This is a genomic window from Pseudomonas sp. SORGH_AS_0199, from assembly GCF_031453735.1.
GTDB lineage: Bacteria > Pseudomonadota > Gammaproteobacteria > Pseudomonadales > Pseudomonadaceae > Chryseomonas > Chryseomonas aestiva.
Genome location: NZ_JAVJAE010000001.1, coordinates 3,860,324 through 3,880,957 on the forward strand (window position 1 = coordinate 3,860,324; position 20,634 = coordinate 3,880,957).

Genomic DNA, 20,634 nt, shown 5'->3' on the forward strand with positions numbered 1-20,634 from the left:
CATCTGAACGAGCGGCTGGTCTGGTCTACGAACAAAAGCACGGCGACCTGCCTCGCGAACTCCCAGAAGGGCACTACACAGCAACATCGCTCATACACCCATGAGGAAGCCGTTATGCTTGCTTACTTCGTCGTTTCAAAAAGTTCGGGAAACATCATTCGGGTCACCAGGCGCGACGTCAGGCCAGCGGACTCCGCAACCGTCACCTTCCTCGAGGCGTTGCCCAGCGAACTGGCTAGCTACGAGTCTGCACACGCACGCGGCCAGGACCTGATCAACATCGCCGATACGGCGAGCCATCCCAGCAGCACCTGACACCAAGGGAGCATTCGTGGGTGACGCCAGGTGTATAGAACCGCCACCATTCGATAGACCAGCAGCTGTGTCGTTGGCTGTTATTGTCGCTGGATCGTCTGCCTGGCGATCAGCTGAACATGACCCAGGAATTGATCGCTAACATGCTCGGCGTACGTCGAGAAGAGATCACCGAGACCGCGGGGAAACTGCAGCGCCAGGGCGTTATCGAATACAGCCGCGGGCACATCACGGTACTCGAGCGCAGCACTGAATACGAGCACCGATAGGAGTCGCGGCATTCAAAGTCACATCCGGTTGCGCGTCCTCATCCGGGGCAGCCCGGAAAGAAACACGCATTTGGCCAGCAGTTGCAGTCTCGGTCTTGAATTTTGATTCGAATAAGCTCAGCTCGCCTTCATCAGCATGGATCTGCCTAACGAAGACGCTTCCCTGATTACGTGCTCGAAGTCGGCACGGTGAGAACACTGAAGGCAGCGCCGATAGAATGATTGCCACCACCGCCAATCCAATTCTGCTCGCCACTACCGTAAGCAAGCGACTCAGGCAGCTCACTACGAGTTTTTCTCCGACTTTTACACTACACCTGCAGGTTAGTGGCCGCCGGCAGGGCTCGTAACACCGTCGGTGGTAACCTCTTTCCCCTCCAGATACGCAAAAGCCGCGCACATTCGCGCGGCTTTTGTTTTAGAGCAGGCATAAAAAAGCCCGACTCAGTGGCCGGGCTTCAAAGTCGTCAGCATCTTCTTTACGCACAAAATTGGCAAGATAGGGAAATAATTGCTCAAGCGCTCGCTACCGTCGAGCGGCAATATGACCCAGTAACCCTTCTTCTGTTACCACGGTGTTAGTACGACTAAGCGCCTGGGTCACTAGATCCTCGCAGCGCTTACCGATGCCACCGTACCACCGGCAGCACGTCTGCTCGGGGCGTGCATCCGGGTCCCAGATATTCGTGCAGTAGAATGCTTTGAGCAAGACGACTATGTCTGTGGATCGGCGTCATTCTACCCCGCGTAGCTCAGGGATCGCCCAGGCGGTGACCGCCTTCCATACAAACAGCCGTGGCGATGGTGACTAAGTGCGCGGGATCAGGAATCCATGACATCGACCTTGCGTGCCTTGCCCGTGCTGTACTTGGCCACCAGTCCAGTCCAGGGAAGATAGCTGGCGGTGCAGCGGAGCGTGCAGCAGGCAGTCCAAGTCGCGCTGCTCCTGCGGGCTAAGGCGGCTGCCAGATTGCACTTCCAGGTAGCCGGCGTCATAGAGCTTATGTCAGGCCTGCTTGTTGGTGTTGTCGATGATCTGGGCGGACAGGCAGCGGACGACTGCACTCAGGGTGTCACAGTAGTAGCTTATGGTGAGTCTCCGGTGCAATGCGTGCCATGCGGGCCGCGGCGGTTGCTCGATTCGTCGTGCTGAATCCACTGCAGGGTGGCCAGCAGCTGTTCCAAGTGCAGGAGGCGGTGGCTCAGGGTGAAGACCAGATCCTCTGCGGGCAGCACCTGGCCAGGGGTGTAGTCAACCCAGCCGGTACCAGCACAGGCGTTGCACGCCCGCTCGTAGATGACGCCTTTGGTGACGCCTCGCCTGTGACCTATCATGCAACGCGAAATCGGCTTTGCCTCCCGAGTGAGGTCAGCGCCGTGCTACTTGCGCATTGGCCCTTCGGTCGATCTCATCAGTGATCAGGGCCTTCTCGCTCTGGGCGCGTGACATGTCACGCTGGTTTTTTTCCTGCGCCGCTCTGTCGATGGTGCTGCTGTCTTTCCCAGACAGGAACCGATCACCCTGATCTCGACCAGAGCGCTGACCCTGGGCGGTAGATATACGGACGAAGCATTGGCTGCGCTGCTCCTCCAGTACGCGGTACCTTCGGAGCAGCTCATCGTCCGTAGCAGTACCCATGCGAAGCGCAGCAATAGCGTGTACTTCGTCGACAAGCTCCTGAGCGTTATCAGGAGCAGCTACGTGCGCCTTATCGAGGTGGCTTGGCAGAACGACTAGGGACCGCCCCAAAATCTGGGCGGCTATGTCGTGGATTGTGTGCTGAATAGTGATCACTGGATGACCTCGATTCTGGACAGGCGCAAATAAGCGGTGATGGCTAGGCGCATCCTCAAAGCCAACGCAGACCCGAGCCAAGAAACCTGCTTCGCTCAGATGGTGCAGCGTCTCATGCTGCGCCGGGGAAACAGGGCTCTTGTGCACACGGTTCAGCTTGAACTCAATCCGCGTACCGAAATAGCCGCAGCGCGCTAGATCGATGCAGATATCCGGAATGCCGACCGTTACGCCCTGCCCCTGCAACTTCTTTGCCGTAGTGGCGTATCGTTTGGAGCCCTTAGGGACGTGATATATCAGTTTCGACTCTTTCGGGTACTGCAGGTAGAGCGAGTCGAATAGTTGTTTTTGCTCAATGGCTTCCCTGTCGTTCCGGCGGGTCTTTGGGCACGACTAGCACGGCGGGGCTCAGGGCATGAGGGCGGCGGTCATGCAGCACCCGCTTTGGCCAGCAGCCCATAGCAGTGCTGCAGCAGCTTGTCTTGGGCACCGTAACGGTTCTCGAATCGGCGATTACAAGGGTGGATGGCAATCAAGCCGGGCATGCCGGTTCAATCATGATGGCGGCCAGCGCGCAGCGGTAGCAGGCGGATGCTCACGAGTAGGTTCAGGCGGCCATCCAGCCGACGTACGATGCAGCCCAGGCTGGACACAGCATTATGAAAGCGCTTCTCTGCGGCGCTAAGTGTCTTACCCTTCATCGCCATCGACCAAAAGGTCGCCGATCGAGCGGCGTGGTGCCGGTGCCGGTGCCGGTGCCGGCGCATTGCGCTCGCGCTTCACCGACTGGGCCAGCTCCTGCTCGCGGAAGTGGATATGAGCCTCGGTCTGCTGAATCTAGGGGTCCGTGACGGAGCCACGATTGAATCCCTGGTCATAGGTCAGGCGGCGGGCTTCGGTCATCTTTTGCTTGGTGAACATCATGCTACGTCGGCCTCCGGCCAGATGATGCGAGCCGAGGTCAGCGCATCGTCGAGGGTTACTTGGGCGCCGACCTTTGCGAACGGCGGTCGGCCAGAGAACAGAACGAACCAGTAGGCCTTCCTGCGGCACCTCGGCGAGCGCTTTCCCACTCGAACAGGACGAAGCCGCCACCCGCGCGGAGCCGGTCAGAAGCGCGTTCCCCTACGCTCGCCTCGAACTTGGCAACCGAGAGGGACAGTCGGCTTCATCTCCTCGTAGCGCTTGTTCACAACTTCAAAGATGCTCATACGCTCGAAGTCGTTTTCACGACTGGCGCCTAAGTCGTCGATAACTAGCAGGACGGCCTGGAGCGGCAGGACTTCCACACCGAGGGTCGTGTACTCCCGCTCTGGAACGCACATAAGGCATAGCCGGCGCGAAGACAGCGTCCATAGTTCTCGGTCTGCATCCACGGACGACTTTGCTGCTGACTAGCGTGACCTTCATCTCGGCGCTGATTGCTAAGGTAGGCGCGAGACCCACCGGTCGGCCATGGAAGGAAAAAGAGATAATGAGCAGTCTAAGGAAAAGCCAGGAGTGAAATCCGTGAAGTCGGGGAGTTGTGGCACGGAAAATCTTGAGATCGAGAAAAAACATCGCCTACGTTGGTGTCCTGCTGTTCATCGCAGTTGCAGGAACGCTCGTCATTGTATTTTCGCCGTTTTTCCTATTTGATCCTTGGTAGATTGCGTACCCGCGGAGGCGCTGCCCGGGCATGCTGAATCCTACAGCTATCGCTGCCGCTAGAGTAGTTTGTCGTGGGATACTCACTACCGTATTGGGAATAGACGCACAGGAGGTGATCATGGTCCTTACGGTACGGTTTCAGCTCAGGCTCACCAACTTGGAAGCGGATTTGGCCAATCGTTTTGCTGAAACACTTCAAATCGCTCACGCCGCTGACCTCAAGCTCTAGGTTCAAACCGATCTTGAGCAAGCTCTCGCTGACGCAGGCAAACTCAGCAAAGAACAAGAGTTTTGTCTTGCATGGACTCGTACCAACGGTCCAGACCTATATACCAAGGAGTGCATGAAGATGACGGACTCTCTCGTCGGGCGTGACCCCTATAAAGCGCTTCCTATCGTAGACGGCCCTGTTCGAGGCCAAACCCATGCTTGGCCGCACCGCTCATTCCAAGTGGACTCATCTCCAGGAAGCCTTGGATCACTTCCCTCTATCGTTACCTACCACCTAAATCAGCATCAACAGCTTGGCTGGGTTTGGTCGTTAGCGCAGCCATCCTGACACCACTTGAACAGGGGCGTACCGGTACAGATATAAACGGTGATTAGGCATCCTTTGAAAGAATCCTCCAGTGGGTCTAGGCCCGAAGAGTAGATTTCCTTGCAGCAGTGTTTAACGGGTCTTGCAAGATGCTGAGCGAAGGCATCGGACGTGTCTCACTTCGCCTTTTGCGAGCCACACAGCAAGATAGCTCATACAGCCACGAGGAAGCCGTTATGCTCGCCTATTTCGTCGTTCCAAAAATCCGGGCAATATTATCCGGGCCACCAGGCACAACGTAAGGCCGGCGGACTCTGTAACCGTCACCTTCCTCGAGGCGTCGCGCAGCGAGCTGGATCGCTACAAGTCTGCACACGCCCGCGGTCAAAACCTGATTAACATCGCCAATACGGCGAGCCGTCCCAGCAGCACCTGAGGCCAAGGGAGCATGCGTGGGTGACGCCAGGCGTATAGTGACGGCTCAATCCGACCGCACTGCCGAAGAGAAGCCATGCCCGAAGACTCCAAGCCGCAGCGCAATAGCTTGTTGGCTGCTCTACCTGAAGACGTCCAGCAACGGCTATCTTCGCAGCTGGAGCTCGTCCATCTGGCGCTGGGTCAGGTGCTCTATGAATCTGGGGAGTCCGTACGCTACGTCTACTTCCCCACCGACTCGATCGTTTCGCTGCTCAACGTGATGGAAAACGGCGCCTCGGCGGAAATTGCCGTGGTGGGTAATGAAGGCTTGGTGGGCATCTCGTTATTCATGGGCGGCGAGAGCACACCTAGCCGTGCCGTGGTACAGAGCGGCGGCTATGCGTATCGGCTGCAAGGGCAGCGCCTGACGGAAGAATTCGATCGACATGGTGACATGCTGGTGCTGATGCTGCGATATACCCAGGCACTGATCACCCAAATGTCGCAAACCGCGGTCTGCAACCGCCACCATTCGATAGACCAGCAGCTGTGTCGTTGGCTGTTATTGTCGCTGGATCGTCTGCCTGGCAATCAGCTGAACATGACCCAGGAATTGATCGCCAACATGCTCGGCGTACGTCGCGAAGGGGTCACCGAAGCCGCGGGCAAACTGCAGCGCCGAGGCGTTATCGAATACAGCCGCGGGCACATCACGGTACTCGACCGTAAGCAACTCGAACAGCTGAGTTGCGAATGCTATGACGTAGTGAAAAAGGAAACCGATCGCCTGCTGTCATATCTGCCGATACGCAGTTAAGACACGTACAGCCCTTGCAGCGTGATTGGATCGTCAACATGCCTTTAGGCAAAAAAGCCCATCGAACATCCAGTCTGACTTTCCGAGCGGTGCCACGACCCAGCGCATTAGGCACAGGGCATTTCTGGAGAGATTAAGCGCTAGACAAGCGATGCTGGCTAAGAAAGTAGGACATATCCATGGCCTCCAAGGGTTTACTGAAGAAAAACCCTTGGGCCTGATCGCACCCGCTATTCATAAAAAAATCTGCTTCGGCAGAGGTTTCTATGCCTTCAGCTATGACCGTCAGGCCTAGGCTTTTCGCCATTGAGAGCATGGCACCGACCACCGCCACTCTGCCGCTATCCAATCCGATATCATGAACAAATGACCTGTCTATTTTTAGAAAATCAAAGGGCATACGGGTCAAGTATGAAAAGCTCGAATAACCGGTACCAAAATCATCGAGCGCAAGCAGAACGCCTGCCTCTTTCAGCACCTCCAACCTTATCAAGCACTCGCTCAAATCCTTTATAAAAATCGTCTCCGTTACTTCGAGCTGCAGTAGACCCGGATCCAGCTTACAATCGCGCAACACCGTAGAAACGAAGTCTGCGTAGGAGTCGTCTTCCAACTCCAACGCCGACACATTGACGGCGATTTTGATCTCCCCTAAACCCACCGACTTCCACTGGCCTATTTGGGTACAAGCTTCCTTTATCGCCCACCGACCTAACGCCACCACCAGTCTCGTCGCCTCAGCGACGGGAATAAAACTATTCGGCGCAACTTCTCCCAAAACGTCATTGCGCCATCTCATCAACGCTTCAACACCCACCACCGCACCGTTCGAAAGATCGATCTTAGGCTGATAGACAAGCCTGATCTCGTCAAGATCGATACACTGACGTAGACCCTCCTCGATTTTCCGCCGCTCCTGGGCCTGAGCGCCTATCTCATCGCTAAAGAAGGTATACCCGTTTCGGCCGTTCTGTTTCGTCCGGTACATGGCAGTGTCAGCCTGGGCAATGAGCGAATCTATATCGACATGCTCTTGCGGAGAAAACCCTACACCCATGCTGATCGTAATATGAACTTCTTGGTCATCTATGAAATGAGGCTCATTGCAACTGGATATAATTTTTTTCGCGACTTTTTCGGCAGCTTCGCGACTCTTGAGTCCTGCGAGCAACACTAAAAACTCATCGCCGCCCTGCCTGCTTACCGTATCCTCTTCCCGCACACATCCCGACAATCGAGCAGCAACCGAAACCAAAAGCTTATCGCCTAACGAGTGCCCAAAGGAATCGTTTATCCCCTTGAAGTTGTCCAAATCCAGAAAAATTATTGCGACGTTTGAACGGTTCCTAACGGCGGATCGCAATGATTGTGCTGCCCTGTCGCGGAACAACAGGCGATTGGGCAGATGGGTCAATTGATCATGCTCCGCCAGATAAGTCATCTTGGCTTTCATGGCGCGCTCCATCGAGACATCATGGAACACGATGACCGCACCCGTTACTGCCCCATTTTCATCAATCATCGGTGCGGTGGAGTCCTCGATATCTATTGCTCCACCGTTACGCCTCAGGAGGACAGCACCTGCACTCAATCCTGTAGGTGCACGCTTACTCAGCGCCAGTTCTACCGGATGAGGTATATCGCCAAATGCCCCATCAAGCTTGACTTTCATGACATCGCTGACAGGTTTCCCTTTTGCCAGCTCTTTCGGCCATCCGGTCAGCTTCTCAGCGGCGGGATTGATATATTCAACCTTTCCTGCACCGTCAGTACCTATAACTCCGTCACTAATGGAATCCAGGGTGATCTTTGCTCTCGCCAGAGCGCTATTGCGTACGCGGTATCCTTCAGAACCTGTCCAGACGTCTTGTAACACCTGTATCAGGAGGCGAGGATCGGATAAGTCATCACCTATATAGACGTGCACGCCTTCTTGAAGGGCGAAATCTACACGTTCGCGGAATGACTCCGGCACTAAAAGCAGAACAGGAATAGGAGACCTTTTTTTGGCAGCGGCGCTTAAGAGCTCTAGGATTTTAACGGGCTTAAAGGTGCTCTTTGTCAATACCAAGACGATAACATCTGCCCCCTCTTCACGCTTGAGCGTCTCAAGCGCAGAACCAACACTATTAAAATGGGAAACACCAAAGACAGTAGACGTAGAACCAATTCTTTTTATGAATCCAGTGGCTCGTGTCTTCGTAGAAACAATCATCAGATTGACGTCCATCACCACCTCTGTCTGGCCAGCCTGTTTTAATATATCCACCACACAATGGTGCCATGAATCACGTAGCGCGCCCGACTGAATCCATCTATAAAATAACAATCATCAAATTTTATTGAACCATACAAAGACCTCATAATCTTCAATACATCCTATACCTCACGCACATCCTGGCACGGAGTCAAGAGTACCATTCGGTGGAGTACCCACTAAAACCCTGCAGTCTACTTGCTTAAAAATCAACTTTATCTATTAAAATCAAAGACACTGCCAACAGGAGACCGTCGCAAAAAATAATAACCTAAGCATCCCCTTCAAAATCTAAAGTCACTTAGAACCCTTAAGGGTCTTCGATTACTGCCAATATCAGGGAGAGCCACTCCCCTCGTCTCAGAGAGATACTCAGGTCACTCAAGACGGTCCTCTACCAAAAATCGAAAACAAGACTGGACAACAGTACCAGCAAGACCACGCCGATCAGCAAAAAATACAATATACCTTCTGTAGACGCTGAATCTTTTGGCATATCATCCCTATTAACCCATGCGCGTGCCACACGCGACGCGTGAAGTCACAGAACAACCAAATGCAACAAATACCGCAACCACTGGCATTCGCATTTAATTCATAGCGGCTTAAACACCCAGCCATGAATACGGACAGAAAATGGCCTCTACAGCAATGCTGTCGACCACTACCACCGGCAGGAACAGCTAAATCTTGCAGACAGGATCAGCCCTGCATCCAATCATACTATTACAAAAGCACACCAAGCATTCCAATTGAAGGACACTTGGCTGCCACACGTCTTCATGGGCCATTCTTAGTTATTTATCCGCCCTCTACATCAAGAGCGGGACGCCTATGAGCGCCCTATCCATTACGCCGCGCCGATAAAACCGGGCAATAAGAGGGAATCCCCTCCCCCCCCTGACAGCGCCACCTAATTCCAGCCAACGAAGCCATTCACCGACGCCTTGGACTTGTTATGCCCAAGCCTTCGTGCCAATTACAGACTCGCCATAATAAAATTCTGCAACTAAACGCTTGCGTTCAGTGCTCACGGTATATTTTTAGCCGTATTATAAGTAAGAAAAAAGGAGCTTCCGCTACTCATATTTCCCTGCTATCAGTGACGCAAGCGGCAAACTTGAATGAGGCATTCGGCGTCTGGCCTTGGATATCTGATCACCAGACTCTGGTCATTACGACAGCCATGACGATGATGCGCCTCACAGCAAGGCTGGTCGGTGAGTAGCTGAGAGCCAGGCGGCCGTAGCCCGTCCGACCACTATTCGTGGTAGGTGCTTGAGCTCAAGGAGTCAACGTCCTTTGAGGGGATTCAGGGAGATCAAAGCTTCGGAAAGAGCCATATGCCAGTACAGAATAGGTCAATCGCCTGGCTCGCCTACGAACGCCTATCGGTAAAACGCCCACTCCCCAGAAAATCAACCAGCGCATCGACAGGATGAGCATTGAAGAAAAGCAGCTCTTTATTACCAAAAAAAGTAACTGACTCAGTTCGCCACGCTAGGGAACCAACTTGTCGTTCCTGTCAGCTGTTATCGAACGGTCCGACAGTTCTCGTTGGCGCTGCTTCGCCATTTTCTCTAAACGTAATTCAGCATTCATGGCTTGCGTTTCTTCCAGGGTAGGTCGTAAGTCTTCCGGCCGCGTTCCGGCGTTTGTCCGTGTGTTAGATTCATCAGCCATCTATGTTCTCCTGTATGCGACACTCGCCTACATCAGAAGTGTTACGATGCTCGCCGTTCAGTGGCCACTATTACCAGCGGTCTAAAGCAAGCAGTGACTGGTGACCGGATGCCTCTCTGCACACGTTCTCGGGTCCGGATCCCGCGGGTCAGCGAGCCCTGGCAAGAGCCAGGCACTACCTAGGCGGCCGAGGGGTTGCAGCACTCATTCAGACCGACTGCCCACAACGACCTCTCCACTCCAGAGCCGCCTTAACGGTATCGATCACTTCAGCAGTTGGGCCAAGCACGCCATTAGGCCAGTCAGAGCAATGCCACCGATCACGGGTAAGAGGATCCAGAACGGGTTCTTCTGTTGCCTACGAAATTGCGTCGATTTGGCGAGTTCGGCATTCATCTTGGTCTGGGAGGCATCGATGCGACGGCGTGACTCAGCGCGGGCTTGGGTATGAGTATTCACGCTCGACTCCTTTAGCGGCAGCGGCCTCCGCAGTCTCTTTGAAGAACGGGAACCGGTTGATAGTACCACCCGCCAAAAATTGACTATTAGGCGGGAGATCCAACACTTACGCCGGTGTCGACTAGGCGATCTCTATCGGAAAATTGACCGCCTACTCGCGGTTTGCTAGCCAACAAACTGGCACTTGAGCACATGCTGTTCCGGTGCCATGCGACACAGTATCCAATCACGGATGGCGGCGCGCGGGCTATGCTCCATATAGACCCGCAAGTTTCACGACTTCAGCACTGAACGCTGTCGGATGGCGATTTACGATAGCTTCGAAGATACTCCGCATCACCGCATCGGACTCGAAATCGGTGCGACACTGAAGCAGACCGGAATGGGAGACGCTGCGCTGCACCGCGGCAATTAGCCCACCAGCGCAGAGGCTCTTGATGATGTTATGCGGTAAACGCCCCGAGCGTCGCAACGTCGTTACGGCCTCGGCGAGGACATCGAGAATCTCCTCCTCCGCGGCTGAGAACGGTCCCTTACCGAGCCTGCCTTTTTTCAGCAAATAGCGGCGGGCCAGATTAAGCGCATGATGATCCAACTCGGCCTGGACCCTTGTGTTCATAACGCCACGCGCTTTAAGGCTGCTTTCCAGTGCGATGAGATAGTCCCAGTTGAGAGACTGAGGAATCTGTGCGACGACACGATCCATAGTGAATGTCCATGCAAGAGCTAGCCTCAATGGCAGTCTGATAGCATCCGATAGGTATCGTTCCCGACCGCCCGTCTCAACACACGGAGGCCGTCATAACCCTGGAGCGTACTGACCTCTCGCTCCGCCTCCGAGACAAATCTTTCGATCTCTCCACTCCCAACACGCATCAGTTTAGCGGAGCACCGGGATTGAAGCGGGCGGACCTACGTCGTAGTAATGCTCATGAAACGCTGTCTCGGATTGCACAAGGACGAAGCTTAAAGATACGCTTATAGAAAATTATGGAATGAAGATGTGTCTAGCTCAAGCGCGGTTGCAAAAAACTATTTATTAGCAATTGGCTGAAATGCCAGAGTTTAAGGCGAGTACGCAAATCATTCCATGTAATGCCCATAGAAGATCGTATTAGCTTAGAGCACATTGATAGACGTTCGGACGTCGGGGTTCGACACGCTGATCAGGACAGCGATCCATCGCACCAAACTATACTTAATCTATCGCAGCCTACTGCTGATCAGCAACACCGCCATCTATTAAAACGCCAGAAAAATTATTTCATCTTTGCTCTAGCCATTTACAGATGAAAAAGCTATAAAAACAGCCACTGACTAAATTTGGAGGAGATCAAAATGTCCTTGATCCAAGAATACCGTCAAACCGAAACTGCTATTGGAGAACTGAAGCAGCGCTTGGAACAGCTAGGCACCGATGAGCGCCTGCAGAAAGAGCTTGACTTCGAAAAGCAACTGCGTGCTTTGCTAGGCGAACACAACAAGTCGCTCCGTGACGTTATTGCCATCCTCGACACCGATGCCGGTACCACCAATAGCGTTGGTCGCAAGAGCAAATCTACGCTGGCAGCGAAGCAGCGCCGGTTCCGCCAGTTGAAACGCTATAAGCACCCGGAAACTGGCGAAGTCATCGAAACTAAGGGTGGCAACCACAAGATTTTGAAAGCCTGGAAGGCTAAGCACGGCGCCGACGCGGTCGAAGGTTGGCTTCAGAGCAAGTAATCACGCCCGCTGCCGAATCATGCAGCGACTCATACTTGGTCGAGTCGCTGCACTATCAGTACTTTCTCGGTCCCAGCGAGGAAAAGATCCAACGCATCATTAGCCACTGCTTCGCCTTTACCGTTCGCCGGGGTGAAGTTTGCTGGGAACCCTTTCGCTGATTACTGTCCAGCCATACAGTATCCTGAAAGGAGGTCTATCCCGTATTCATTTTGCGCCCCATCCCTCGTCTCTGCCACGGTTGTCCCGGTCGTTCTGCTGAGTATCAGAAGGTCATGGCTTCAGGGATTGAGCAGGTGGGCCGCTATGGACATGCTTGGTGATGAGCAGGACAGCTTCGAATAGCAGCAGTGCCTGTTCCGCCCTGTGGAGCTGATGTACTGCCGCAACCTCGTTGCTCTGCTGACCGAAGAGTTCGACCAGGTGCGTCAGTGTCTGGGGCAAGCCTAACGCGCCAATCGTGTTCTGGTCGCTGAGCGGTATGTCCTAACGGCGGAAGTACAGCGTCACCGCTTGCGCTACGTCCAGTTCTTACATGAGGAGAACCAGCGCCACGGGCCCTGCGGTGGCCGACTCATCCCGGACGACCGCGACGCCCCCTCTCGCGTGCTCAGCGTCATATCCTGCGGCTCGAGTCTATGCACTCCATCCTGCATATACCGCCACTTCCCAGCCAGCGGGGTAGCTCAGGTCCGGCAGCTGTAGCGGCTGCTAAGCGCCGGCTTCAGCCTTTTGAAGATTCGTGGCTTTCCGGATTGCATGCGGCTGATCGAAGACGCCCAGGCCTCGCCCAGGTCTGCCCGGGGACCTCAGCCACGCAGCGCTAGCGCCTGGAGAGCCTTGGAGCGTCAGATTGGCAAATTGGAAAGCCGCCGCGCTCGCCTGCTGCAGATTGTTAGAGAGAGCGAAGAGCCTGCGCCATAGCCGCCACATAGGAAAGCCGGAGGTTCGGCAGAGATCAGATTTCGCCTGCCTTTGCTGCGGTACGGGGCAACGCCCTAGACCGTCGTAGCATTGGATGTTTCTACAGTTTGCAGCCTCGAATGGAGCAGATCGGTGATCCATACCTGGCGGGACGAGCGGGCCTAGGGTGGGGCTTTCCCTTTTTCGCGCGCCCAAGGAGGTCGTATACGCACGCCTTCCGGGTAAAACGCCTGACCGCGACGCGGTGTTTAGCCCATCTAGATGTGCATCATCACTGCCCTTTCGGTTGCATGGAAAAGTCCCAGCACAGGCCAAATTTTAGGAGCGATTTATTTGTATATAACAAAGCCACAATCCACCTTATTCTTTCTTTAGACGGATATAAAAGCGAAATTTGACCCATTTTCTAGATATACACGAAGCGGACCTGACCCGCTGTCGCGATGTTGTTTCGCTGCCATTCCACCGCTAAACATTGGGTTCCCCATAAGTGGATTACAGCCTAACCACCGGGCGTATTCCTCGTCGCTCAACTGGAGCGTTACCGACTTCCAGGAGGCTCTAGCCTTCACAGTTGATTTCTCTATTCGATCAAAGACGTTCACGTTGTACCCTCTGATGATTGTTATACCAACTAATGCCGGACCTCACATAAAAGCCGGATTAATCTAGCTTGTAGCGCCAAATCTGGCGGGCTTTTATTATTTCTAGTATTTCTTGAAATTTAGACTCACCTATCACTATACCCCTAATTTTTATTCTAAATTAACGCGGCGCTATGAGTGTATTAAATCGGACCTCGGGGTAGCCTAATCCATTAATATAGCTTTTGAGAACTTCTGTCTCTAGAAACGAAAATTTCAGCACTATGATTGGGCTAATTTTCATCCTTTTACGAATTACCAGTGGGTTGGCGCTTGTTGTCATTCTCACCTATGACTGGTTCATCGAAAGCGTCTGAAACAACATTATTCTCACCGGCTGGATCTATCTGACCGAGCCTCAAAGGCTCGGCTGCATGCGTGCTCAGGAATACGGACGACATCACATATGGTCCATGCAATGCTCTTGCGAGCAGGCTGAGGGGGTCGGCGAACTGAATCTTTGCTACCTACTGACTGGGACAATCATTTACCACCTCACAAGGAGATCGCCAATGGCCTCAATAGTTAGAAGTGGACAAAAAGCAGGCGTTCAGTGGCCACTACTATCGGCAGTCTTTATTGTCACGTTTCCACCTTTTTCTGCATATCAGCTACCGGAGGTAAGCCTGATAGGAAATGCGGACGAAGCTTCTCGGCCTTTTGTCTCCGTATCTCAGCTTTCCGGAGTTACCTTTATTCTAGTGTAGACGGCACATATCCGAGATGCATGCCGCTATCCTTTAGCATCCTAAAATTTCCGCTAATTACAACTCTCATCTGCAAGACTGCCTGACATGATAAGCGCCCTAGAGCTTTCTGTTCAGTGGCCACTATCACCGTCGATCGGAACTTCTGCCGATCACCCGACCATCACGCTCGCTCATATCGGCTCGGTAGTTATGCAGCTCGCATTTTTACCTTTTGCGCGTGTGATTCTTGCTGTGATGTGCAATTATCGATGCGCGGCATGGTAAGGCGGAGGGGGCAGGAATGAAACGCGACGAGCAGAAGTGGATTCCTATTTCGTACATTCGGGAATTCTTTCCCTGTAATTTCGAAATGAGCCTAAGACAATCTGATGTTTTTTACAAAGGCTGGCGCATAGAGGTGATCGATTCCATAACACATCGCGCTGCCGCTTCCGAGAGCAATTCGAGAACCATCTTGGATGTATCTTCTATGATAGAAATCGCTGCCGATTTGATGGGGCGCATCAAGGCCGGTCCTACTCAGCTGCCGGAAACTCCTGAGCCAGTACCTTGCGCTTCGCAACGGGAAACCTATGGGCTGGCGAATGTGATTCCATTACATAAGAAAAAGAAAGCGCAAAGATAAATTCTACAATCATTAATTCGGTAGTCGCCACAGCGCTTTAGGCTATGGATACCCCGAGGACTAGTAACGTTGTCGGGATTATTTGGTGGAACTACCTTTTATGTGCCTAAAGGTCATTTAGCATGGTGCTGATTCCTTCTGACCGCCCTGCCACGAAGTTCAATATCTATCCACGCTTAACGTGTTACAGCTGCATGAATAGATAGAAGCACGCGCTGGACAAACGGGCAAAGTCAGCTCTAATAAGTACTTGAGCTAGTGAAGGGCACTTCATAGGGACCTCGCACAGAATGCCTTACGGTCGCAGAGGCGTTTTGACGGATCAGCATGAAACCTTAACCAGGTCTCTGGAGGTCAGTTTTCGAGCATGAATGTGCCAGAGTTGGGCGATTAACGGCATTTCGCAGGGCGCTGGCTTTGATGTCGCTAAGATACGGCTTGCGCTTTGCTCTTGGCCCAGGCACTGACGCACGTGGTTGAGCTCGTCCGTCAGCAAATCCACAGGATCACAACTTTACATCAGTGCGTCGGGACAAACAGAGAATGCTGCTGCACTAAGCGAGCGGATCGCCAAGGCCGGCCTGCAGGCTGACCATTCGCTGCTCTTCCCGGCCGCCGCCGGCGGCAATAAAGCCTTAGAAATGAACGACGCGTGCAGTGTCTCAGATGAACCTGGATTTCATAGCGGCGTTTTCCGGTAAGGGCTACGAAACGCGCCTGATCCGAGCGGGTTAGATCGCCAAGGCGAAGACAGCTGTGGCCCACAAATCCTCTTCGAGGATTGAACGGCTGCACGCACGGGTCCGCGAGTATCCAGTTAAGGTGGATGTCCATATATACGTAGCCAGGTTACTGGAATGTTCCAGCAACACAGCAAATCGGTCCCGACTTCCTTAGACCCGCGCTAGCCCTGCGGCTCCTTCGCCGGGAAGCTATTGACATAGATGGGCTGCAGCGGTCGCAAGACAGGTGGTGACTCGCAAGAGCTTATTTAAGCATGCCGGGTAGCGTTTTCCGTCCTTGATCTTGGGTGTCTAGGTGCGCTTGACCTCTATCACGCGCAATTGCAGGAATAGAGCACGCTGCCTAACCTCACTAGATATGCTCACAATGGTGCGGCGCAGATCAGGCGCTAGAGCGACCAATATCGCGGTATGCCATTGTTATAGCGTGTCCACCAGTCTGCTCAATTCTCGTGGTCTGCATAGTCGCGCTTACGCCAGCCCTAGGGCCTTACCATCAAATCCCGCCTAGGTGCTAGCGCCTGCTTATGTGCAGTTAGCAGTCACTCACTGGGTTCTATAACGGTGTCTTCGGCACTGTGGACTGGGCGCTCCTCCCAGTTTTCGGACTTCTTGCCGAGCACGTAGACGGCCATGCCGTACCCTGCTGCCGCCTGAGGATTTGGCATCACGGCAAGCAAGTGCCAGCCGTCGGAGAGAGCTGCCTCCGCATCACTACGAGTATTAACTTCTTTGAGATGTCTCACTTCGTGCAGCTGCATCGAGGAGCTCCAAGCCAGCGAAGCCGGCGGGATGGACGGCGGGAAGGGCTCAGCATTCCAGGTCAAAGGTAACATTTCTTCCAGGTTACATGCCGAAGACCTCAAGGGCGAAGTCTTGCTGCACGTCTAGCAGACAGATGTCTGGGAAGACTGTGCACTCATCGGCGTCATAGCGCAGCGGCTTGTCGAACTGGTGTTCTTCATCCCGCAGCTTTTGCTCGATATTGCCTTTCAGGTCTGAATCGAGCGCGATCCACTGTTCGCTAGCCGGCATCAGCGCCACCTCGGGCACATCCGCTTGATGAGCTTTGCCAAGGCGCTGAACGATCTGAGCGGTAGCGGTCGCTTGTCGACGTCCGCTTCTGGCTGCTAGCTGCCCTACGGTAACGGCTGCTTTGGGTCGATTGCAGCCGGTGGCAACGGGCTGTAATCGGTCCGAGGCGGCCGATAGGAACGAAAAGCCTGACCCGTGACCATTAAGACCGCCGGTAGTAGTGGCCCCTGAACATGTTCGGGTTTGCTACTTCCAAACTGGTGAGGCCATTTTCGGCCTCACTGTGAGGTACAAATGATCAATCCAACCAGTAGGTGGCAAAGATCCAGCTCGCCAAGTGCGGCAGCGTTAATTGCACGGTCCCTGCTCGGACCAGAGACGATTTCAGCAAGATCTCTACGAGCGCATGCAACTGAGCCCGACTCAGTTGAGCCTTTACCTCCGGACGACATAGATCCGGTCGTTCAGCCAGATGCAGATCCGAACGCTCCTGAAGATCCGGTGACGGGCGAAGACGACGACCAAGATCCTGCTCCTCGCTAACTCTGGTCCAATGTAAATCGAGCCCAGCCATAGCGCTGGGCTTCTTTTTCCGATGGCTACAGGAGATCAGAGAACCCAGCTTTAACTGGCAGGCCTTAAAAGGCCACCCCATCTGAAGATAGAGCGCTCAGAACGACGGAGACGGCATGACGGTAGGCTGGCTGTCCTCGGCTCGAGTAAAGGCGCGATGGGTAGCAGACTCCGCCTAGGCGTCTATTAAAAACTCAACCTCCAGCGACCTGGATATGGTTTCCACTGACCCAGCTCGTCTGATCACGTTTCCTGTACCAGCCATCCCTATACCTGGTACTTCGCATGTCCGCCCTACCCTCCTGCTCCCCTGCTGAGCCAGCGCTCCGCTGGCTGATCTGTGCCCTTGCCGCCTGCAGCGCACCTTTCGCTGCAGCGGACGTGCTTGCAATCTCCGACGCCACTCATCCCCTCACCAACAACATCGGCACCCGTGTGGTGCTCTTGGATGCCCCGGAGCGCCTGGAGCAGAAGCTCTCTGAAGGCCTGCCGGCAGACCCGCGTCAAGCCGCGGCCATCATGCAGCAACGGATGCGCTCGACGTCCGCGCAGCAGCTGGGTCGGGAGCTCGTCAAAGCCCACCAGGACGTCGCTGACGTCTGGAGCCTGGGCATCACAAAGCTCCCTGCAGTGGTAGTGGATCGCCGGTACGTGGTCTACGGCCGGCCTGACGTGGCGGCTGCCTTGGCCAGCATTGAGCGCTATCGGAGTAGTGGACGATGAGTCGGTCTCAGCAACGTCTGCGGCGCCTAACGTTGGCCATCCCGCTCGCTACCAGCCTGCAGGCCACCGCGACGGTCACCACCGCAACCATCGTGTCATCCTCGCTCTCTCCCGAGTGTCTTAAATACAAGGTGGTTGGCGTCTGCTACTGGTTGTTCTGCACCCCCTACGGCTGCAAGGTTAAGACCTCAGCCAAGGTGCGGCACTTCGTGCCCGATGCCGTGGTGTCCAGCTACGCCAATACAGGCGAGAACCCCTGGACGGAGATAGCTTCTTTCAGCCCCGTCATCAGCGTAGCCGCCGGCGGCAATGACCCGGGCGACAGCGCGACCCAAGCCAACACCACCGTTAGCGCTCGCTTCAAAAACGCAGATGTCATCGGCCACCCGGCGGCTACGCCTTCAGCCAGTTCGCCAGCGGCTCCGGCTATACCTGCAAAGGCGCAGATACCGCCTACATGCCTTATCTGCTGAGCAACTACGACTACCTGGCCTGGCGGTACGGCATCCCCGAGGCCGTTTATCCGGAGGCCCTCATCCCAGGCAAACGCGAAGTCGGCGGCACCCTGTCTGGCGACCTGTGGGGCAACGTCTACCCGCGCAGCGGCTTCTTGCATCAGCCAGATGACTACAAGGCCGCGGCGGTCATGGCCCAGCGCGCCGGCGACGTGGTCACGCACTCTGGCCAGACCCACGTCTACCAATCGCTGCTGGCCCAGGCCGAGGACGGCTACTGGCCTGCAGGCGAGCAGGTTGAGGGCGACGCCACCACCGGCAAGTGGCAGGAGCTCACACCCACGCTGAGCCAGAGCTGCCCAGCCTTCCCTAACCCGGGCCCACACGTCCAGGACGCCGTGGACGCCTATGCCTGGGCGCTGTGGCGCCCCTACAGCTGCTGCAAGCGTGAAGGCCAGGTCTTCCTGGGCAGCACCGACTTTCAATGATCAGGGAGCCGTCGATCATGAGTACCACTCGCCTCACCCTGCTGGCCAGCACCTGCCTGGCTAGCCTTCTCCTCGGCAGTGCTGTCCAGGCGGCTGAGCCCTACCGTGTGCAGTCCCAAGGCAGCGTCATCGGTGACGACGTGCTCTACAGCATCGGCGGCGGCAACGCAGTGTCGATGGGCAGCGTCGGCAACATGGACAGCATCCAGATTGGCGGAGGCTGGAACACCAACCTGATCTGCGGAAACATGAGCATCACCAACACCCTGCAGAACCAGCTCAACGGGGCCACTCAGGGCTTCCAGACCATCATGAGTTCGGTGATACAGAACGCCACCGCCGCGGTAGGCTCCCTTCCCGGCCTGATCCTGCAGCGTGCCAACCCGGGGCTGTACAACCTCATCACCAACGGCATTGGCCAGGCACGCCTGGACTTCGATCGCTCGAAGGGCACCTGCCGCGCGATCGCCGACAAGATGCTCGATGTCGCCGGCGGCCAGGTCGGCTGGAACAAGCTCGCCGAGGGTGAAGCGATGAAGTCGGCCGCTGCCGGCACCAGTGATGCGGTGGCCGCAATCAACCAGGTCGAGCAGAAGAGCGGGAATGAGGGCGTCACCTGGGTCGGTGGGAGCAAAGCCGGGGGCAGCGGCCAGCAGCCTATCAAGGTGATCGGCGACGTCACCAAGGCCGGCTACAACATGCTCAGTGGCCGCTCACCCACCGCCACTGGCTCGATCCCGGCCAGCAGTTGCAACGGCGGTCTCGTCTGCAGCACCTGCTCGTCGCCGCAGGAGGCCGCGACCTTCGCCACCCGCGTCCTGGGCGAGCAACAGCAGCAGACCTGCAACAACTGCCAGAAGACCGTGACCCAAGCTGGGGTCGGCCTCACCCCGCTGATTCAGGAAACCTACGACACCAAGCTCAAGGCGGTGAATGCGCTGATCGCCGGCACCCAACCGATGACAGCCGAGAACCTGGCCGCGGCCGGTAGCAACTCCATCCCGATTACCCGCGGCATCATCGAATCGCTGCGCACCGAGCAGGACCAGGACGTGCTGGCCAAGCGGCTTGTGTCCGAGGTCTCTCTGGCGGATGTCATCGAGAAGGCGCTGTCGCTGGTTCGTACCCTGGCCGCTGGCCGCCAGGAGCCCAACGTCGCCGCCAACCAGGTCGCCCAGACGCAGGTCGACCAGAACGCCGCCAACCTGCAGGCCGAGATCCAGAACCTCAAGACCGAGCTGGACATGCGCCGGGAGCTGGCCGGCAACTCGCCCACCACCATCCTGCAGCGCGCTGCGCTGCGCAAGGATGCTTCCAAGACCATCTTCCAGGGCGACCCCATGCCGAACCGACTGGATCGCGTCGAAAAACCCGTCAAGAAGGGCGAATAATCATGAGCAATGTTTCTTCGGAGAGCCGTCCGCAGATCAGCCGCGAGCGGAAGCAGAACTCGGTGTTGCGACTCGCCAAGGGCGGCCTGAAGGGCTTCGCATGGGTAGCGGTGATCTTGCTCACCACGGTGCTGCTGGCGCTGGCCTGCAGTCTGCTGATCCAACAGCTGTTTGGCGACGTTGCGGGTTACCGGCAGTGGGCGGAGGCCCACCGTAGCGGTCTGCAGGTCTGGAGATTGGTCGTGTATGCAGCCTTGGCGGCCGGCTGGTGGCCAGTTCGCCAGAGGTTGCGAATGCTGCCAGAAGGTGCCGGGCGCCTGGCCCGCTGTGAGTGGTTGGCGATCGCCGTCATTACGCTCTACGAACTGCAACTCCACCTGTAGCGCCACGCAGAGAAAGAC

Annotated in this window: 14 protein-coding genes and 2 pseudogenes; 9 read left to right on the forward strand and 7 right to left on the reverse strand. The window is 55.4% G+C overall.

Annotation, left to right across the window (positions count from 1 at the left end):
• The first annotated feature begins 114 nt into the window (after window positions 1-114).
• The gene (locus tag QE444_RS18055) at window positions 115-315 is read left to right on the forward strand and encodes a hypothetical protein (RefSeq protein ID WP_133861203.1); all 201 of its coding nucleotides are present in this window, start codon (window positions 115-117) and stop codon (window positions 313-315) included.
• 38 nt (window positions 316-353) lie between these two features.
• Window positions 354-560: pseudogene (locus QE444_RS18060) on the forward strand (Crp/Fnr family transcriptional regulator); the annotation flags it as partial.
• A gap of 1,393 nt (window positions 561-1,953) precedes the next feature.
• Here the strand turns inward: QE444_RS18060 and QE444_RS18065 are convergent.
• Window positions 1,954-2,625: a hypothetical protein gene (locus tag QE444_RS18065; RefSeq protein ID WP_309740511.1), complete on the reverse strand. Its 672-nt coding sequence runs from the start codon at window positions 2,623-2,625 to the stop codon at window positions 1,954-1,956.
• A gap of 2,453 nt (window positions 2,626-5,078) precedes the next feature.
• On the opposite strand from QE444_RS18065, the gene QE444_RS18070 reads away from it, so the two are divergent.
• Window positions 5,079-5,801, forward strand: a complete 723-nt coding sequence (locus tag QE444_RS18070) for a Crp/Fnr family transcriptional regulator (RefSeq protein WP_309740513.1) — start codon at window positions 5,079-5,081, stop codon at window positions 5,799-5,801.
• Window positions 5,802-5,934: 133 nt separating this feature from the next.
• Here the strand turns inward: QE444_RS18070 and QE444_RS18075 are convergent, their stop codons facing one another.
• The 4 genes from QE444_RS18075 to QE444_RS18090 all read right to left on the reverse strand — a co-directional run bounded on the left by QE444_RS18075 (window position 5,935) and on the right by QE444_RS18090 (window position 10,906).
• A complete protein-coding gene (locus QE444_RS18075) occupies window positions 5,935-8,031 on the reverse strand; it encodes an EAL domain-containing protein (RefSeq protein ID WP_309740516.1) in 2,097 nt (698 codons plus the stop codon).
• 1,527 nt (window positions 8,032-9,558) lie between these two features.
• Window positions 9,559-9,741, reverse strand: coding sequence for a hypothetical protein (locus tag QE444_RS18080; RefSeq protein ID WP_133861208.1), 183 nt, complete (start codon window positions 9,739-9,741; stop codon window positions 9,559-9,561).
• Between the two features lie 264 nt (window positions 9,742-10,005).
• The gene (locus QE444_RS18085; RefSeq protein WP_133861209.1) at window positions 10,006-10,200 is read right to left on the reverse strand and encodes a hypothetical protein; all 195 of its coding nucleotides are present in this window, start codon (window positions 10,198-10,200) and stop codon (window positions 10,006-10,008) included.
• A 247-nt stretch (window positions 10,201-10,447) separates the two neighbouring features.
• Window positions 10,448-10,906, reverse strand: a complete 459-nt coding sequence (locus QE444_RS18090) for a hypothetical protein (protein ID WP_309740519.1) — start codon at window positions 10,904-10,906, stop codon at window positions 10,448-10,450.
• A gap of 632 nt (window positions 10,907-11,538) precedes the next feature.
• Between QE444_RS18090 and QE444_RS18095 the strand changes: the two genes are divergently transcribed.
• On the forward strand, window positions 11,539-11,922 hold the full coding sequence (locus tag QE444_RS18095) for a histone-like nucleoid-structuring protein, MvaT/MvaU family (protein ID WP_309740522.1): 384 nt from the start codon (window positions 11,539-11,541) through the stop codon (window positions 11,920-11,922).
• Window positions 11,923-14,480: 2,558 nt separating this feature from the next.
• The gene (locus QE444_RS18100; RefSeq protein WP_309740523.1) at window positions 14,481-14,825 is read left to right on the forward strand and encodes a hypothetical protein; all 345 of its coding nucleotides are present in this window, start codon (window positions 14,481-14,483) and stop codon (window positions 14,823-14,825) included.
• Between the two features lie 1,285 nt (window positions 14,826-16,110).
• Here QE444_RS18100 and QE444_RS18105 read toward each other — a convergent pair.
• Both QE444_RS18105 and QE444_RS18110 read right to left on the reverse strand, forming a co-directional pair.
• Window positions 16,111-16,329 (reverse strand): hypothetical protein, encoded by a 219-nt coding sequence (locus tag QE444_RS18105; RefSeq protein ID WP_309740525.1) that lies wholly within the window; start codon window positions 16,327-16,329, stop codon window positions 16,111-16,113.
• Window positions 16,330-16,414: 85 nt separating this feature from the next.
• Window positions 16,415-16,603 carry a DUF1173 family protein gene (locus QE444_RS18110; protein WP_309740527.1) on the reverse strand — a complete coding sequence of 63 codons (189 nt, stop codon included), beginning with the start codon at window positions 16,601-16,603 and terminating at the stop codon, window positions 16,415-16,417.
• Window positions 16,604-17,461: 858 nt separating this feature from the next.
• Between QE444_RS18110 and QE444_RS18115 the strand changes: the two genes are divergently transcribed.
• From QE444_RS18115 to QE444_RS18130, 4 genes and pseudogenes are all read left to right on the forward strand, one after another.
• Window positions 17,462-17,899 carry a TIGR03757 family integrating conjugative element protein gene (locus QE444_RS18115; protein ID WP_309740529.1) on the forward strand — a complete coding sequence of 146 codons (438 nt, stop codon included), beginning with the start codon at window positions 17,462-17,464 and terminating at the stop codon, window positions 17,897-17,899.
• Window positions 17,896-18,842: pseudogene (locus tag QE444_RS18120) on the forward strand (TIGR03756 family integrating conjugative element protein). The gene QE444_RS18115 and the pseudogene QE444_RS18120 overlap by 4 nt, the downstream one beginning before the upstream one ends.
• A gap of 17 nt (window positions 18,843-18,859) precedes the next feature.
• Window positions 18,860-20,233, forward strand: a complete 1,374-nt coding sequence (locus tag QE444_RS18125; RefSeq protein WP_309740531.1) for an integrating conjugative element protein — start codon at window positions 18,860-18,862, stop codon at window positions 20,231-20,233.
• Between the two features lie 2 nt (window positions 20,234-20,235).
• Window positions 20,236-20,616: a hypothetical protein gene (locus QE444_RS18130; RefSeq protein WP_133861216.1), complete on the forward strand. Its 381-nt coding sequence runs from the start codon at window positions 20,236-20,238 to the stop codon at window positions 20,614-20,616.
• The last annotated feature ends 18 nt before the right edge of the window (window positions 20,617-20,634 follow it).